At 62.8% G+C, this 14,289-nt stretch carries 18 protein-coding genes and 1 pseudogene; 8 read left to right on the top strand and 11 right to left on the bottom strand.

The window, feature by feature from the left end:
* Positions 1 to 31: 31 nt before the first annotated feature.
* Positions 32 to 1,711, top strand: coding sequence for a SulP family inorganic anion transporter (locus AC1D08_RS14910; protein ID WP_457154170.1), 1,680 nt, complete (start codon positions 32 to 34; stop codon positions 1,709 to 1,711).
* 48 nt (positions 1,712 to 1,759) lie between these two features.
* Entirely contained in the window at positions 1,760 to 2,584 is an 825-nt protein-coding gene (ppk2, locus tag AC1D08_RS14905) for a polyphosphate kinase 2 (protein WP_457154169.1), read from the top strand.
* 29 nt (positions 2,585 to 2,613) lie between these two features.
* On the opposite strand, the gene AC1D08_RS14900 is transcribed toward ppk2, so the two are convergent.
* Complete coding sequence (locus AC1D08_RS14900) at positions 2,614 to 3,078, bottom strand: histidine kinase (RefSeq protein WP_425352276.1); 465 nt, start codon at positions 3,076 to 3,078, stop codon at positions 2,614 to 2,616.
* A gap of 277 nt (positions 3,079 to 3,355) precedes the next feature.
* Here AC1D08_RS14900 and AC1D08_RS14895 point away from each other — a divergent pair.
* Positions 3,356 to 3,552: pseudogene (locus tag AC1D08_RS14895) on the top strand (adenylate/guanylate cyclase domain-containing protein); the annotation flags it as partial.
* 389 nt (positions 3,553 to 3,941) lie between these two features.
* On the opposite strand, the gene AC1D08_RS14890 reads toward AC1D08_RS14895, so the two are convergent.
* On the bottom strand, positions 3,942 to 4,082 hold the full coding sequence (locus tag AC1D08_RS14890) for a hypothetical protein (protein WP_457153731.1): 141 nt from the start codon (positions 4,080 to 4,082) through the stop codon (positions 3,942 to 3,944).
* A 381-nt stretch (positions 4,083 to 4,463) separates the two neighbouring features.
* On the opposite strand from AC1D08_RS14890, the gene AC1D08_RS14885 reads away from it, so the two are divergent.
* The 3 genes from AC1D08_RS14885 (at position 4,464) to AC1D08_RS14875 (ending at position 5,287) form a co-directional block, all read left to right on the top strand.
* Entirely contained in the window at positions 4,464 to 4,724 is a 261-nt protein-coding gene (locus AC1D08_RS14885) for a nitroreductase family protein (protein ID WP_457153732.1), read from the top strand.
* Between the two features lie 58 nt (positions 4,725 to 4,782).
* On the top strand, positions 4,783 to 5,034 hold the full coding sequence (locus AC1D08_RS14880; protein WP_457153733.1) for a hypothetical protein: 252 nt from the start codon (positions 4,783 to 4,785) through the stop codon (positions 5,032 to 5,034).
* 64 nt (positions 5,035 to 5,098) lie between these two features.
* Complete coding sequence (locus tag AC1D08_RS14875) at positions 5,099 to 5,287, top strand: hypothetical protein (protein WP_457153734.1); 189 nt, start codon at positions 5,099 to 5,101, stop codon at positions 5,285 to 5,287.
* On the opposite strand, the gene AC1D08_RS14870 is transcribed toward AC1D08_RS14875, so the two are convergent.
* The 4 genes from AC1D08_RS14870 to AC1D08_RS14855 are packed head-to-tail and all read right to left on the bottom strand — an operon-like array spanning position 5,284 to position 7,533.
* The gene (locus AC1D08_RS14870) at positions 5,284 to 6,207 is read right to left on the bottom strand and encodes a TonB family protein (protein WP_457153735.1); all 924 of its coding nucleotides are present in this window, start codon (positions 6,205 to 6,207) and stop codon (positions 5,284 to 5,286) included. The two genes, AC1D08_RS14875 and AC1D08_RS14870, sit on opposite strands and share 4 nt — an antisense overlap.
* Positions 6,204 to 6,671, bottom strand: coding sequence for a TonB system transport protein ExbD (exbD, locus tag AC1D08_RS14865; RefSeq protein WP_457153736.1), 468 nt, complete (start codon positions 6,669 to 6,671; stop codon positions 6,204 to 6,206). Before exbD ends, AC1D08_RS14870 begins: the two co-directional genes overlap by 4 nt.
* Positions 6,672 to 6,697: 26 nt before the next feature.
* A complete protein-coding gene (gene exbB, locus AC1D08_RS14860) occupies positions 6,698 to 7,414 on the bottom strand; it encodes a tonB-system energizer ExbB (protein WP_457153737.1) in 717 nt (238 codons plus the stop codon).
* The gene (locus AC1D08_RS14855; protein WP_280952795.1) at positions 7,405 to 7,533 is read right to left on the bottom strand and encodes a hypothetical protein; all 129 of its coding nucleotides are present in this window, start codon (positions 7,531 to 7,533) and stop codon (positions 7,405 to 7,407) included. The genes exbB and AC1D08_RS14855 overlap by 10 nt, the downstream gene beginning before the upstream one ends.
* Before the next feature lie 232 nt (positions 7,534 to 7,765).
* Here AC1D08_RS14855 and AC1D08_RS14850 point away from each other — a divergent pair, with 232 nt between their 5' ends.
* A complete protein-coding gene (locus tag AC1D08_RS14850) occupies positions 7,766 to 8,440 on the top strand; it encodes a cysteine hydrolase family protein (RefSeq protein ID WP_457153738.1) in 675 nt (224 codons plus the stop codon).
* A gap of 16 nt (positions 8,441 to 8,456) precedes the next feature.
* Here the strand turns inward: AC1D08_RS14850 and AC1D08_RS14845 are convergent, their stop codons facing one another.
* Both AC1D08_RS14845 and AC1D08_RS14840 read right to left on the bottom strand, forming a co-directional pair.
* Positions 8,457 to 9,398 carry an LLM class flavin-dependent oxidoreductase gene (locus tag AC1D08_RS14845; RefSeq protein ID WP_477423446.1) on the bottom strand — a complete coding sequence of 314 codons (942 nt, stop codon included), beginning with the start codon at positions 9,396 to 9,398 and terminating at the stop codon, positions 8,457 to 8,459.
* Positions 9,399 to 9,535: 137 nt separating this feature from the next.
* On the bottom strand, positions 9,536 to 9,691 hold the full coding sequence (locus AC1D08_RS14840) for a hypothetical protein (RefSeq protein ID WP_095084108.1): 156 nt from the start codon (positions 9,689 to 9,691) through the stop codon (positions 9,536 to 9,538).
* 291 nt (positions 9,692 to 9,982) lie between these two features.
* Between AC1D08_RS14840 and AC1D08_RS14835 the strand changes: the two genes are divergently transcribed.
* Positions 9,983 to 10,750, top strand: coding sequence for an SDR family NAD(P)-dependent oxidoreductase (locus AC1D08_RS14835; RefSeq protein WP_457154248.1), 768 nt, complete (start codon positions 9,983 to 9,985; stop codon positions 10,748 to 10,750).
* 28 nt (positions 10,751 to 10,778) lie between these two features.
* On the opposite strand, the gene AC1D08_RS14830 is transcribed toward AC1D08_RS14835, so the two are convergent.
* From AC1D08_RS14830 to AC1D08_RS14820, 3 genes are read right to left on the bottom strand one after another with little or no spacing between them, the layout of a single operon-like run.
* The gene (locus AC1D08_RS14830) at positions 10,779 to 11,723 is read right to left on the bottom strand and encodes an ABC transporter permease (protein ID WP_457154249.1); all 945 of its coding nucleotides are present in this window, start codon (positions 11,721 to 11,723) and stop codon (positions 10,779 to 10,781) included.
* Positions 11,720 to 12,775 carry an ABC transporter permease gene (locus AC1D08_RS14825; RefSeq protein WP_457154250.1) on the bottom strand — a complete coding sequence of 352 codons (1,056 nt, stop codon included), beginning with the start codon at positions 12,773 to 12,775 and terminating at the stop codon, positions 11,720 to 11,722. Before AC1D08_RS14825 ends, AC1D08_RS14830 begins: the two co-directional genes overlap by 4 nt.
* On the bottom strand, positions 12,775 to 14,286 hold the full coding sequence (locus AC1D08_RS14820; RefSeq protein ID WP_457154251.1) for an ABC transporter ATP-binding protein: 1,512 nt from the start codon (positions 14,284 to 14,286) through the stop codon (positions 12,775 to 12,777). The genes AC1D08_RS14825 and AC1D08_RS14820 overlap by 1 nt, the downstream gene beginning before the upstream one ends.
* Positions 14,287 to 14,289 lie beyond the last annotated feature (3 nt).

Genomic DNA, 14,289 nt, shown 5'->3' with positions numbered 1-14,289 from the left:
AAATTACTATGCCAGCTAAGGATTCAACCCGGTGGGCGTTCGCCTTCCCGTGCCTGCAAGCCTTTCCGGTTATCAACTGGGCTGGCTGCGAAGCGATGTTTCCGCCGGGCTTGCAGTTGCCGCGGTTGGGCTTCCCAGTGCCATCGCCTACCCCGCGATAGCGGGCCTGCCGCCAGAGACCGGCATCTACGCGAGTATCGCGCCGCTGGTGGCCTACGCGATCTTTGGCCCCTCGCGTCAGCTCATAGTCGGCCCGGACGCGGCTACGATGACGGTGCTCGCGGCGGTTTTAGTTGCCGTTACAGCGAGCGTGCCAGTCGGACTCGAAGTGGACCGAACAGCGGTCGCAGCAGTCCTTGCGCTTGGCGTTGGGCTGTTGTGCCTGGCGGCGTGGGTGCTTCGGCTCGGCGTTCTTGCGACCTTCCTCTCGCGCCCCATTCTGACGGGGTTCTTCATCGGTATTTCGTTTTCGATCCTGATCGGGCAAATCGGTCGCTTCACCGGAGTCAAGATCGAGGCGGAAGGCCTGCTCGGACCGGTCCTCGAACTTCTGCGCAAGGCCGGATCGATACATTGGCAGTCTCTCCTGCTGGCCATGGGGATGTTCGGTTTGTTGCAGATCGTACGGATCATGCGTTTTCCGGTTCCCGGGCCAGTGCTGGTTGTAGTCCTCGCCGTAGTGCTTTCAGCCGTCTTCGACTTTGAAGGACGCGGCATTGCCGTAGTCGGCGATATTCCGACAGGGTTGCCCTCGTTGTCGTTGCCAGCGATTGCTGGCCTTCCGATCCAGACGCTGGTCCTCGGCGCTGCGGCGATCTTCGTCGTGAGCTACGGCGCCGGCATCATTACAGCCCGCAGCTTTGGGGCAATAGGCGGCTACCCGGTCGATCCAAATCGCGAGCTCATCGGATTTGGCGCTGCGAACATAGGCGCGAGCCTTTTCGGCGCCTTCCCGGTTACGGCCTCCGACTCGCGCACGGCGGTTAACTTGTCCGTTGGCGGACGCTCGCAAGTTTCGAGCATCGTGGCTGCCGCGGCCCTGATCGCGACACTGCTGTTTCTCGGGCAGACCCTAAGGATTATCCCGATCCCTGCGCTCGGGGCGATTCTTGCGGCTACTGCAATCAGCCTGATCGATCTCGCGGCCCTTAGGCAGATTTGGCGCATCAGCCGCATGGAGTTCGTCTTCGCGCTGATCGCGATGTGGGGTCCGATCGGTCTGGGCGTGCTCAACGGGGTCGTCATCGCGATCGGTGCGACGCTCGTCTATGTTCTGCGCAAGCTGATGTTTCCCCGCGACGCCATGCTCGGCCGTGTTCCAGGCCATGACGGCTTCTACAAACTGCATCGAACGCCCGAGGCCCGTCAGGTGCCCGGCCTTGCTGTTTGCCTTGTCCAGGGCAGCCTGCTGTTCTTCAACACCGATTACGTCGCATCGCGGCTGCGGTCCATTGCCGAGGAATTGCCGATCGACACCCGCTGGCTGCTGATCGATGCAAGTGCAATTTCCCAGATCGACAGCTCGGCAGCGGCAATGCTGGAGGAGCTATTTGACGAATTGCGCAATCGCGGGATCAGGTTTGGCCTAGCGGACCTTCATGCCGAAGCGCGGGACATCCTTGTTCGGGCCGGCGTGATCGAGCACATCGGCTCAGACATGGTTTTCGACATTCTCGAAGACGCGTATCATGCGTTCGAGGCCCGCGGATGATAGTTCAAGGAATTTGCACCGTGTGAGTTGTGTTGAAGGGAGGAACCCATGGGTAAGAAGAAGAACAAGTCGGCCGTCGTATCTGAGCATGTGGAGGAAAAATCGGAAGGGAAAAATTATGCGAAAGAACTCGCCCGGTTGCATGTTGAGCTTGCTCACCTTCAGGCTTGGGTGAAGAAGACTGGCGCCCGCATCGCAATCGTTTTCGAGGGCCGTGACGCCGCCGGGAAAGGGGGAGTGATCAAGCGCCTGACCGAGCGGGTCAGCCCGCGGGTGTTCCGGGTCGTCGCGCTGCCGGCGCCGACCGATCGGGAGAAGACCCAACTCTATATGCAGCGCTACTTCGCGCACTTTCCTGCGGCAGGCGAGGTCGTCATATTCGACCGCTCCTGGTACAACCGTCCCGGCGTCGAACGCGTCATGGGTTTCTGCAGCGACAAGCAGGCGCGACGCTTTCTCGAACAGGTGCCGACTCTTGAGGCCGCCATTGTAGAAGGCGGCGTAACGTTGCTCAAATACTTCCTCGATGTGAGTGAGGAAGAGCAGGAACGGCGTTTCCGGCAGCGTGCCGACGACCCCCTTCGGCAGTGGAAACTGAGCCCGATGGATGTTGAGTCATACAATCGTTGGTGGGAGTACACCCACGCCTACAACGAAATGATCCGTGCAACAGACACAAGGCATGCGCCTTGGTGGATCGTGCCGTCGAACGACAAGAAGAGCGCGCGCATCAACTGCATCTCGCACATTCTGAGCTCAATCCCCTATGAGCACGTCGAGTTCGAAAAACCGAACTTCAGCAAACGCCAAAAGCGACCCGACGACTTCGTGGACGATGCAACTCCGCGCAACGTGGTGCCGGACGTGTCCTGACCAGCCACTTCAGAAACCACCACTGGTTTTTATTTGCGTTCCGGCGCCCAATTGAGGAAGAGGCCGATGTCACCAGGAACTCCGCCCGGGAAGTTAATAACCATGGCTTTGAGCTTGTAACCTTGCGGCTTCCCAATGTCCAGGTAGCGCTGGTAGAATTGCTTGGCTTTACCCTGGAGGGTTTCCGTCCATTGCGGATCAGAGCTGTTGATGGCTCGGCCGCTGTCGGTACACAGGTCCGAAGGGAAGCTGTATACTAGTGCTTCGTACTTGCCATTCTTGACAGCGTTCATCACCAGGCGGCGGACCATTGCGATTTCATCGTCGTTCACTTGGTCCTTCAGGAAACTGTTCGTAAACTTCGTGAGTTCCTCATTCTCTCTCGCTCGCAGTTTTTCCTGCTTGTCTACCTCTGCCATCTGCTCCTTCAGAAGAGCCAATCGCAGTTGCTCAGCACTTGGCGGGGCTGCACTTGTGTCTACGTCTTTGGCCATTTGCTCCCTCCACCGAACCGTCCGAGAATTGAACACCAAAGCCGTCGTCGGCCTCGTTCGTTGGGCTCAATTCATGTCACCCAACCGCAAGACGCAAATCAGCATGGGTAGTCGACTAAGGCAGGCTGCCAGCCGCGCGTTTAAGGGGATCGGCCGCCGCGGCAAGAAGTCTTGTCTTCGCAATCAGCTACCATTCCATAATGGCATCTGGGGACATCAAGGTCAATTCGCGACAGGCGGCAGACTGTGCCGCGACAGAGATGCCGCTACGACCGGTCGCTTGATCGTCGACGCGGTGCGCTACGCCATCGAGGTGCAGGCCGCCATGCTCGAACGCAATGCAGGTGTTACGATCGAGCGCCCTATTGAGTTTCGCATCGGAATCCACACAGGAGACGTCGTTGAGGAGAGCGACGGCGACCTCATGGTGACGGCGTCAACATCGCGGCGCGCCTAGAAGGCGTCGTTACCGCGGTTCGAACGCTACCTGCAAGCACAGACCGTTCCTAACAAGGCCGCCGCCAAGCTGATATGCGACTACTTCCGGGTCGATGGAGCTGAACTGTACCGGGATCCCGGTGTCCCCGAGCCCAGGGGGCGTGGCCTGCCGCCAATTTCCGAGAGCCTGTTCCCTCAGATGATCCGCCCTCCCAGTCCATCGATCGCGGGAGGCACCTATTTCGTCTATTTTTTCGATTCCGCACCGCCCCGACCCGTTGATGCGATCGGTGACCTTCGTGCGGCGCGAAGCCGAAACTGGTCACCTTCAGAAGGGTCACCGGACGGTCGGAACGGCGGGGATCGGCATGGGCACAGGCGCGCGGCAACCACCATGGGGAGGCGAACTTGCGTCTGAACTGGATCTATTTCAGCGGCATCAACCGCCGCCAGACTGGCGAGCCGTCGCTGATCTCCGTGCAATAGGCCCCCATCTCCGAACCGACGCTGACGGGCAAGGCCATGCTTCTGACCGAGGCTTGGCCGGCATTCGTGTCCGTCATCATGCGGCGCGACATATCCAACATCCGCCCGAGGCACGCCATCAGCATGGAAAATGTCGTCAGGCTCGGCCATTCGAGCGTCGACCAGCTGGTGGTCAGCCTCACCCGGGACGGGCTAAGCCCTCCCGGCCACGCTGTTTACGCTAAATAAGAATAAAAATGCACCAAAAGAGCGCATACCAACGATTGTCAAACTCTGCATCTGAACAAAATCGATATTTTACACTTAACCGCCAGGAAAGATAAGTCGCAAGACCGCCTTTTGCGCGCTGCTTTACTATAATTTTAACAAACCATTAACTCTTTCGACCTTACCTTTCTTGTCGTGGATCCCCGTTTTTAGGGTCTTTCAACGGATCCCATGAGGGTCAAGAAGGGATGAAAATGGCCAAGAAAGCGACCCCCGCTCCGAAGCTGACGATTGCCGCCGGCACGCAGACTGTCTTCTTTTCGCAGGCCGGGGATATCGGCCAGAACATGATGCCTGCGGCGACCAATCATGGCCCGTCGGCGTGCCCCACCGCCGCGCTCGGTCATTCGGCGATCAACCGCTTGCTTGGTCTCGTTCGCCTCGCCGATGCGCCGATCTATGACCATATCGACACCGCAGACTGCCCACCTCCGGTGGGTCGGTCGATTAATTAGTCGGCTAAATATGTCAGTGACGCGTTCCCTGAGTTCCACCAGATGACAGGAGAAGCACGTGCCAAACCAATCCTTACGTCAGTCGGAGATCGATAGTCTTCAATACATCTCGTCGATGACCAATGAGCTCGTGCAGATGGCTGAAGCAAACCGCTTTCCCATGATCTCCTATCTGCTGGGCATGGCCTATGCCGAAGCCTTCGACGTCCTTCGCGGCGCACGGCCGGCCAGGCATCCGCAGCTCAGCGGCAACCCGCTGCACCCCAAGGCGCAGCCAAAAGACAATCGCGCTCACGCAAGGAGAGCGTAGCCGCATGCAAGCGCCAGCCGCATGCGCGGCGGCAGGTTCGACCCGTTGGGAGACACTGTGCGCGTTGCAAAGCCTGCTGCCGCTGCTGAAAAGAGCCGCCGCAGATCTCGGCAGCGCCGACATGGTCTCCTGGTTCGAACAGGCCGATACCGTGGTCGCCAACATCATCAAGGGCAGGCCGTCCGATGCGGCCGCCATTGCGGCCTTGATTGCATTTGCAGGCCGGCCTCATCTGAATATCAACAGACCTTAGTTGCGCAGGCTGAACACGAATGGTGCCGTGCGGCTTTGGCGCGCGCCAAGTTCCGACGGCGGTGCCGGCACGGTGGCGCCTTGCAACACGGCGAGCGCAGCACGGTCCAGATCGGCATCCCCGGAGGAACGGGTGAGCCTGGCAGACAGGACCCGGCCGGACGAGTCGACCGTGAAGGCGACATACGGCTTGCCTTCCACGCCTCGGGCCTTGGCTGAACTGGGATAGCGCGTGTGCCGCTTGATCCAGGCCCCCAGGCGGGAGTCCCATTTGCTGGAATCGCCGGACCGCGATACCGATTCCGCCGACTTCGGCGCGGCCGTCCTGGCGGCCGGCCTCGCATCGGCGCTGGCGATGCTCGCCGTGTTCGGCGGCGCCGCCGTCTCCTTCCTCGGCCGCGGTTTTGGTCTGTCGACAGGCTTTTTCGCCTTGGCCTCGACCGGTTTCTTGTCCTTGGGGGCCTCGACCGGCTTGGGTTGTGGCAATGGAATAGCCCCGTCGGGTGCGACGGCCTCGACAATATCGGGGACGACCTCATCCGGCGACGGCTGGTCGACCTGTTCAGCCACCTCGGTCCGGGTGGGTTCGGTCTCATCGGGCGGGACGACTTGCCGCTGTTCGACAACCGGCTGTGCCTTCTCGACCAGTTCGGGCGTCGGCTCGGTCTGATCGGGTGTCACCGCGTCCAGCACGGCCACCTGTTCCTCGACCGCCGGCATCACCACCATCGCCGCCATCTCGATCACCTGGGCCGGTGGCGGGCCACCATCGGCTTCGTCAACCATGCTGAAGGTCTGCACGGCATAGGCGACCGCGACATGGGCTCCAAGGACCAGCGCGGCCGCACCCGCCCACAAGCCAAGGTCGCGCCGGCTGAAGCGCGACAACTCGACCAAGGGCAAGGCGGCCACTTGCGTCATGGCACTGCTGCTCTGGTGGTGGCGGGCGCCGGGGCGTCGGCCGCGGGACCCGTTTCCAGGCCGACCAGCGCAATCTTCAGATAGCCCGCTCCGCGCAGCAGGTTCATCGCCTCCATCAGGTCGCCATAGGCCACCGCCTTGTCGGCGCGCAGGAAGATGCGCGTTTGCTTGTCGCCCTTCGTCCTGCTGTCCAACGTGGCGGCGAAAGCCAGGCGCGGGACGCTGTCGTTGCCGATCGCCAGCGTCAGATCGTCCTTCAGCGTCAGGAACAACGGTGTTTCCGGCCGCGGCGCGGGCGTAGCGGTCGAGCCCGGAAGATCGACATTGACATCCACCGTCGCCAGCGGTGCGGCGACCATGAAGATGATCAACAGCACCAGGATGACATCGATGAACGGGGTGACGTTGATCTCGTGGCTTTCCTCGAGATCGTCGTCCATGGTCTGTCGGATTCTGCTTGCCATCGCCTTGCTCCGCTAGCCCGCCGCCATCATTCCGCAGCCAACGCCGTTGCCGGCGCGACAGTGCGGAAGTCGAGGTCACGGCTGACCAGCCGTTCGACACCCGCCGAGGCATCGGCGAGGATCTGCCGGTAGCCGGCTATCGAGCGCGCAAAGACGTTGTAGATGACGACAGCCGGTATGGCAGCGACAAGACCCATCGCCGTGGCCAGCAGCGCTTCGGCGATGCCAGGCGCGACCACAGCGAGATTGGTGGTCTGCGCCTGCGAGATGCCGATAAAGGCGTTCATGATGCCCCAGACGGTACCGAACAACCCGACGAATGGCGCGGTCGAGCCGATCGTCGCCAGCAGGCCGGTGCCGCGCGACATGCGCCGTGACGCCGCCGCCTCGATGCGCGACAGGCGCGAGGTGACCCGTTCCTTCAGCCCGTCTCCCGAGACATGATCGAGCGCTCCGGCCGAGAGTGCGACCTCCTCTTCCGCCACCCGCGCCAGAAGCGCGCCGGGGCCGCTGCTGCAGTCGAGCGCACGGCTGGCCTGCTTCAAGGTGGCGGCATCGCTGATCGCCCGTACGGCATGACGGATGCGCAGCTTGCCGGCGAAAATCTCCAGCGATTTGGCCAGCCATACCGTCCAGGTGACGAGGGAGGCGAAGGCCAGCCCGATCATCACCGCCTTGACGATGATATCGGCCGCCATGAACATGCCCCATGGCGACAGATCGTGCGGCAAGGTCAATTCCATTGCTGTCGAAGGCCCTCCAGATCGAGCGAAACCGGAGCGAGCAGCGTCCGCTCGCCGACAGCAAAGCGCACCGCGTCGATGTGGAAGGCCGTCTGGGCATCAATTCCAGCCACGGTCATGGCTCTTCTCCAGTACGGCCGCCGCAATTCCAGATACTGGTTGTCGGCAGGCCGATGCCAGGTTAATTATAAAACATGATATTGCTAGTCAACATTGAAGGTGAGTGTAACGATCAATAATTGGTCGCGACCGTCAATATCGGCGCGAAATTCGGATCCGCGCCGCCGGCATCTGGTGTCGTCGCGTTGTTGCAAAGTGCTATGGTGCCGGCCCAAAAACCGGGAGCCAAAGATGATCAAGGCGACGCCCTTCGACTTCCCTTATGACGGCAGGCTGGTCGCCGAAAACACCGCGCTTGTCGTCATCGACCTGCAGCAGGATTTCCTGTCGACGACGGGCTATTTTGCCAGGCAGGGATATGACCCCTCGCCGCTGAGGGCGATCCTGCCGACCGTGGGCCGGCTGATCGCCGCCGCCCGCAAGGCCGGTGTCAGGATCATCCACACGAGGCAGGGTTATCGGGCTGACATGGCCGACATGACGCTTTACGAGAAATGGCGCCGCAAGCGCGCCGGTCTCGAAGGCACCGAGATCCTGCTTCGTTCAGGCCCGGGGTTTCAGATCGTTCCAGAGATCGACGTCGCGCCGCAGGACATTATCGTAGACAAGACCTGCAACAGCGCCTTCACCTATACGGATTTCGAGCTTGTGCTGCGCGCGCAAGGCATCACACATCTGATGTTTACCGGCTGCACGACGGATGTCTGCGTCCACACCACGCTGCGCGAGGCCTGCGACCGCAACTTTCAGTGCCTGACGATTTCCGATGCCTGTGCCAGCGGCGATCAAAAGGCCCATGAGGCAGCGCTTCATATGGTGACGGTCGAGGACGGCGTCTTTGGCGCGCTGGCGGAATCTGCCGCCGTCATCGAAGGCCTGTCGCGGCTGAGTGGCGCGACAGGTTGATGCCAAGGGCGCTTGCTCAGCCCGCTGCACGCACCACTTGCGGCACGCGCGGCGCATATGCACCGGGCTGCGGCACCTCCGCCTCACGACGCGCCAGCGAATTGCGCAGCAGGGCGATCGTTTCACGGCCGGCCGTTGCAATCTCGCGCGGCGTGTCGACGCCGACAATCATGAATTCATCGATCCCGAGAGCTGCATAGGCCAGTAGTGACAGGGCCGCCTGGGCCGACGGCCCGACAACATCGACCGCCTTGTGGCCGGCGGCGGAAGCGCCCCGGTGAATCCTGACCGGAAGCGCAAAGCGAAGCTTGCCGGCTCGGCCATGTTCGGCTGCGGCGCCCCGCACGCGCTCCATCAGCTGCCGGACCTCGTCGATCGAGCCTGGCGCCAGTTCGAAGACATCAGCATGCCGACCGGCCACCTTGAGCGCCGTTCCGGACTGCCCGCCCATGCGGATGACGAGATCGGCGCCGTGCGGACCCTTGCGCGGCACATAACCGCCCTTGATGCTGTAGAATGCGCCTTCATGGTCGAACGGCCGGTCGTTCGACCACAGCCGCTTCAACAGCACTAGATATTCGTCGATGCGCTGCCAGATGACCGTGTGCCCGACCGGCCGCGTTTCGGCATCGTCGTCGTTCAGCGGTTCGCTGATCATCCTGAGCGCCAGCCGTCCGCCGCTCTTCCTGTCGATCGACGCCAGCTGCCGCGCCGCCACCGTCGGTTCGACCACGCCCGCCCAGTGGGTGAGCACGACTTCCAGCGACGACGTCCGGTCCAGCACCTGGGCTGCAAGATCCATATTGGTCAACAGCCCGGCCGAATCGTCGACGACGATCTTTCTGAAGCCGCCATCCTCGATCAGCCCGAGCTTGGTCGCGGTCTCGGCAAAGTCGTAGAAAAAGGGAACAGCGGCGTCGGCGGTCTTGCTGGGGACATGCGTGAACTCGATCGGCATTGCCATCTCCTCCATCTCTGGAATCACTGATGCTGTGAAATTCGAATCCCAGCCGCGCGAAAGCGCACCGAGGATCCGGTTCATTCAACTCCGATTGCCTGAAAGCGTGGGCGGCTAGTCCCGGTCGATCTGACGACTCAGGGAATGAGGCCCAGAACAACTGCCCCGGTGAACACGAACGCAAGGGCAAAGACGATATAGGCGAAAGCACCGGCATAGGCCGGACGAAAGGCCTGGGCGTTGACCAGCCGCTGGCTGCTGCGATCCGTCTGGGCGTTCTGGATATAGGACATATCGACCTCCGTCTCGCCGGTTAATCTATAAAACTTGTAGACTTTGTCGATTGCTATTTTTCGACCATGGGTAGAATAATTTTCTGACATCTGATCAGGAATTGGTACCGAGTTGCTGGGACTGCGTGCTTTGGCCACAGCTCGACCCGTCACGCCGTGCATTGCTCTTGCCCTGAATGAACCTATGGCCTTGTCCTCGCTGCACCCAAATCATGCATTGGCCGCCCGGAGCGCGCACGATAGCATCGCGCGATCGGCGAACATGAAATCGTCAGACAGGGGAGCAGGAAAATGGGTGCAAGACTGGCCGGCAAGGTCGCCATCATTTCGGGCGGCGCGACGGGGATGGGCGGAGCGGCTTCGGAGCTGTTCGCCGCGGAAGGTGCCAAGGTGGCGATCATCGACCGCAACGGGGAGGCGGCGGCCGCAACCGCGGTGGCGATCCGCGCGCGGGGACACATAGCCGAACACTGGGTCGCCGACGTGTCCGATGAAGCCCAGGTCGAGGCGGCGGTGAAGGGCGCGACCGAAAAACTCGGCCCGATCACCGTCCTGTTCAACCATGCCGGCACCATCGTCATAAAGCCGTTCCTGGAGACGACGGTGCAGGAATGGGACTGGCTGCATGCCGTCAACGTGCGCTCGATGTTCCTGATGACGCGCGCCGTGCTGCCCGGCATGATATCGGCCGGTGGCGGCTCGATCGTCTGCACCTCGTCGATCTCGGCAGTGGCGGCAACACCGATGGAGGTGCTCTACGACACCACCAAGGGCGCCTGCCACATGTTCGCGCGCGCCATCGCCGTCGAGTTCCGCGACCGCAACATCCGCTGCAACGCGGTCTGCCCCGGCTTCATCCGCACGCCGCACGGCCTGCGCGAGGTTGCCGATCTCGGTCGGCTCGGCATCGATGTCTCAGACGCCGCACTGGCCGCGCAGCAGGGCCGTATCGGCGAGCCGGAAGAGGTGGCCAGGGCCGCGCTTTACCTGGCCAGCGACGAATCCAGCTTCGTCAACGGCACGCATCTGTTCGTCGACAACGGCTTTACCGCCATGTGACCAGCTGGACGCTGACAGCCCTTGGCTGTCAGCGCTCCTCGCGACGAAACGGCTTGAGCAGGGCCGACGGCGCCACCGCGTTGCGCGACATGACAGCCATGGCGACTATGGTGAAGATGAAGGGCAGCATCAGGAATGCCTCGTAGGGGATATGCCCCAGCCCGCTCGCCTGCATACGCAGTTGCAAGGCATCGACAAAGGCGAACAGCAGCGCAGCCCCTGCCGAACGCCACGGATCCCAGCGGCCGAACACGACGAGCGCGATCGCCACCCAGCCGCGCCCCGACACCACGCCGAAGGTGAAGGCGTTGAACTGCGCCATCGACAGGAAGGCGCCGGCCAGCCCCATCAGCGCACCGCCGAGGATGACCGCCTGGAAGCGCGTGGCGATGACGCTGACACCGGCCGAATCGGCGGCGCGCGGATTTTCGCCGACCATGCGCACCGACAGGCCCCAGGGCGTGCGGTAGAGGACGAAGGCGGCCAGCGGAATGGCAAGGATCGCCATGTAGACCAGCGCAAACTGGTTGAACACCGCCGGTCCGAGCACCGGAAAGCTGGAGAGGACCGGGATAGGCAGCGTCTCGAACCCCTTGATGCTTGGCGGCACCGATTGCTGGCCGAAGATCAGCCGATAGAGGAAATAGGCGAGGCCCGAAGAGAACAGCGTGACACCAATGCCGCAGACATGCTGGCTGAGGCCCAGCGCCACCGTGAACAGCGCATGCAGCGCGCCCATCAGCATGCCGGTCAGCACGGCGACGAGCACGCCGAGCCACAGGCTGCCGCTGAGGCTGGTGGCGGTGAAGCCGGTCATCGCCGACAACAGCATGATGCCTTCGATGCCGAGATTGAGCACGCCGGCGCGCTCGGAGAACATTTCGCCAAGCGTCGCGAAGGCAAGCGGCGTGGCGATCCGGATGATCGCGGCCAGGAAGCCGACCTGAAAGATCTGTTCGAACACGGCACTCATCGGGTCACTCCGACGCGGCGGATGCGGTAGGCGGTGAACAGCAGCGCCACCAGCATGGCAAGCAATGCGGTGCCTTGGATGACATCGCTGAGGAAGGCCGGCACTCCGGTCGCGCGCGACATCGCCTCGGCGCCGGTCATCACGGCGGCCAGGAAGATCGCCGCCGGCACCACGCCGAGCGGATTGAGCCGCGCCAGCATGGCGACGACGATGCCGGAATAGCCGTAGCCCGGCGAGATGTCGCTCATCACCTGGAAATGCACGCCGCCGACCTCGCCGACCCCAGCGAGCCCGGCCAGAGCCCCGGACAGCAGCGCGGTCGAGATCAGCACCCGCTCGACATGGATGCCGCCATAGCGTGCGGCTTCGGGATTCTCGCCGGTGACCCTGATCCGGAAGCCGAGCGTCGTGCGCACGATCAGGAACCAGATCAATGGCGCCGCCAGCAGCGCCACGACAACGCCGAGATGCAGCCGCGTGCCTTCGAGCAGCACCGGGAAATTCGCCGAATCCTCGATCGGCGGCGAGATTGGATAACCGCTGAAACTGTCTTTCCACGGCCCTTCGATCAGTGCCATCAGCGCATAGTAGATGACCGAGTTGAGCAACAGCGAGCTGACCACGTCGTCAACCTTGAATTTGACCCGCAGTGTCGCCGGCACCAAGGCAACCGCCGCGCCGGCAGCGGCACCGGCCGCCGCCATCAACAGCATGGCGAGCGGCCCCGGCATCGGGATCGCGCCGACAAAGCAGCTGGCCACCGCGCCGGCCAGCAATTGCCCCTCGGCACCGATGTTCCAGAATTTTGCCCGGAAGGCGACCGCCACCGCCAGCCCGGTGAAGATCATCGGCGCGGCACGCACCATCGTTTCGGTGATGGCGTAGCTGTCGCCCAGCGAGGCGGTGAACATCACGCCATAGGCATCGATGACGCCGGCGCCGGCCAACGCAATCAGCCCACTGCACAGGACAAGCGTGGCTGCGATCGCCAGCAGCGGCAGGGCCAAATTGAACCAGGCGGGCGTCGAGGTGCGGACTTCCAGGCGAAACATCAGCTGTGCCCCTCCGCGCCGGTCATCATCAGCCCAAGCCGGGCCACCGTCGCATCGGCGCTGTCGAGCGTGCCGGCGATTCGGCCCTCATACATCACCGCGATGCGGTCGCAGAGCACCAGCAGTTCCTCGAGATCCTCGCCGATGACGATGATGCCGCAGCCCTTGGCCCGCATGTCGAGGAATTTTTCATGGATGAAGCGGGCGGCGCCGATATCGAGGCCCCGCGTCGGCTGCGAGACGATCAGCACCTTCGGATCGAAGGCGAGTTCGCGAGCCAGCAGCGCTTTCTGCAGATTGCCGCCCGACAGCGCCCCGGCGCGGGTCATCGGTCCGGGGCAGCGAATGTCATAGGCCTTGATCTGCGCCTCGGCGAAGGCACGGATCGCATCTGGCTTGAGCAGGCCCCTGCTGCTGAACGCCGCCGTGCCGATGCGCGGCAGCACCATCGAATCGGCGAGCGGCAGGTTGGTGACCAGGCCGGTCGTCATGCGGTCTTCCGGGATGCGGCCGAGACCGAGCGCCTGCACCTCGCGCGGCGAATACACAGACACTTTCTGGCCGGCAATGGTCATCTGGCCTGCATCGGGCACGCGCACGCCGGAGATCACTTCCGCCAGGGCGCGCTGACCATTGCCCGAGACACCGGCAATACCGAGGATCTCGCCAGCGCGGACCGAAAGCGACACGTCGCGCAACGCCGTGCCCGAATGCCGCGATGTCGAAATGCCGTCGAGCGTCAGCACCGCTCCACCGGGGGTCGATGGCCCCCTGGCCGGCGGCACGATCTCGTGGCCGCACATCAGCTGCGCCATTGCGGCAGATGTCGTGTTGGCGGGGTCATCGACACGGCCGGCGACGCGGCCATGCCGCAGCACCGTGCAGCGATGGGTCAGCGCCCGCACTTCATTGAGCTTGTGCGAAATGAAGATGATGCCGAGACCCTGTGCCGCCATCGAGCGCAGCGCCGAAAACAGCCCGTCGACCTCCGTTGGCGCCAGCACCGCTGTCGGCTCGTCGAGGATCAACAGCCTGGCACCGCGAAACAGCGCCTTGACGATTTCGAGCCGCTGCTGCTCGCCGACCGACAGCGCCGACACCGGAAGGTCGGGATCAAGCGTCAACCCATGTTGGCGGCCGATCTCCGCCAGCCGCGCCATCCCGCCGGCGCGGTCGATCCGCCCTGATCGGCCTGATATGCCGATGAGCAGGTTTTCCAGCACAGTCAGCCTCGGCGCCAGGTGGAAATGCTGATGCACCATGCCGATGCCGGCGGCCAGCGCATCGGCCGAACTGGCGATCCGCACCGGCTGGCCCTGGATGAGGATCTCACCTGCATCGGGCGCATAGGCGCCGAACAGCACGTTCATCAGCGTCGTCTTGCCGGCGCCATTCTCGCCCAGAAGACCGAGAATCTCGCCCGGCGCGACGCTGAGATCAACGGCCTCGTTCGCCTTGACGGCGCCGAAGCTCTTGGTGATGCCGAGCATTTCGATGAGTGGGGCGGGCAAGAT

The organism is Mesorhizobium sp. P2_E6, assembly GCF_056403835.1.
The sequence above is the reverse complement of the archived record's forward strand: the minus strand, read 5'-3'. Positions and strand labels throughout refer to the sequence as shown.

What these genes read in the sequence shown, in the direction of transcription:
- AC1D08_RS14870 (WP_457153735.1), bottom strand. Translation starts at nt 6,207, where the DNA reads ATGACGCAAGTGGCCGCCTTGCCCTTGGTCGAGTTGTCGCGCTTCAGC.
- AC1D08_RS14885 (WP_457153732.1), top strand. Translation starts at nt 4,464, where the DNA reads ATGGCCAAGAAAGCGACCCCCGCTCCGAAGCTGACGATTGCCGCCGGC.
- AC1D08_RS14890 (WP_457153731.1), bottom strand. Translation starts at nt 4,082, where the DNA reads ATGATGACGGACACGAATGCCGGCCAAGCCTCGGTCAGAAGCATGGCC.
- AC1D08_RS14845 (WP_477423446.1), bottom strand. Translation starts at nt 9,398, where the DNA reads ATGCCGATCGAGTTCACGCATGTCCCCAGCAAGACCGCCGACGCCGCT.
- ppk2 (WP_457154169.1), top strand. Translation starts at nt 1,760, where the DNA reads ATGGGTAAGAAGAAGAACAAGTCGGCCGTCGTATCTGAGCATGTGGAG.
- AC1D08_RS14835 (WP_457154248.1), top strand. Translation starts at nt 9,983, where the DNA reads ATGGGTGCAAGACTGGCCGGCAAGGTCGCCATCATTTCGGGCGGCGCG.
- exbB (WP_457153737.1), bottom strand. Translation starts at nt 7,414, where the DNA reads ATGGAATTGACCTTGCCGCACGATCTGTCGCCATGGGGCATGTTCATG.
- AC1D08_RS14850 (WP_457153738.1), top strand. Translation starts at nt 7,766, where the DNA reads ATGATCAAGGCGACGCCCTTCGACTTCCCTTATGACGGCAGGCTGGTC.
- AC1D08_RS14825 (WP_457154250.1), bottom strand. Translation starts at nt 12,775, where the DNA reads ATGTTTCGCCTGGAAGTCCGCACCTCGACGCCCGCCTGGTTCAATTTG.
- exbD (WP_457153736.1), bottom strand. Translation starts at nt 6,671, where the DNA reads ATGGCAAGCAGAATCCGACAGACCATGGACGACGATCTCGAGGAAAGC.
- AC1D08_RS14900 (WP_425352276.1), bottom strand. Translation starts at nt 3,078, where the DNA reads ATGGCCAAAGACGTAGACACAAGTGCAGCCCCGCCAAGTGCTGAGCAA.
- AC1D08_RS14840 (WP_095084108.1), bottom strand. Translation starts at nt 9,691, where the DNA reads ATGTCCTATATCCAGAACGCCCAGACGGATCGCAGCAGCCAGCGGCTG.
- AC1D08_RS14830 (WP_457154249.1), bottom strand. Translation starts at nt 11,723, where the DNA reads ATGAGTGCCGTGTTCGAACAGATCTTTCAGGTCGGCTTCCTGGCCGCG.
- AC1D08_RS14855 (WP_280952795.1), bottom strand. Translation starts at nt 7,533, where the DNA reads ATGACCGTGGCTGGAATTGATGCCCAGACGGCCTTCCACATCGACGCG.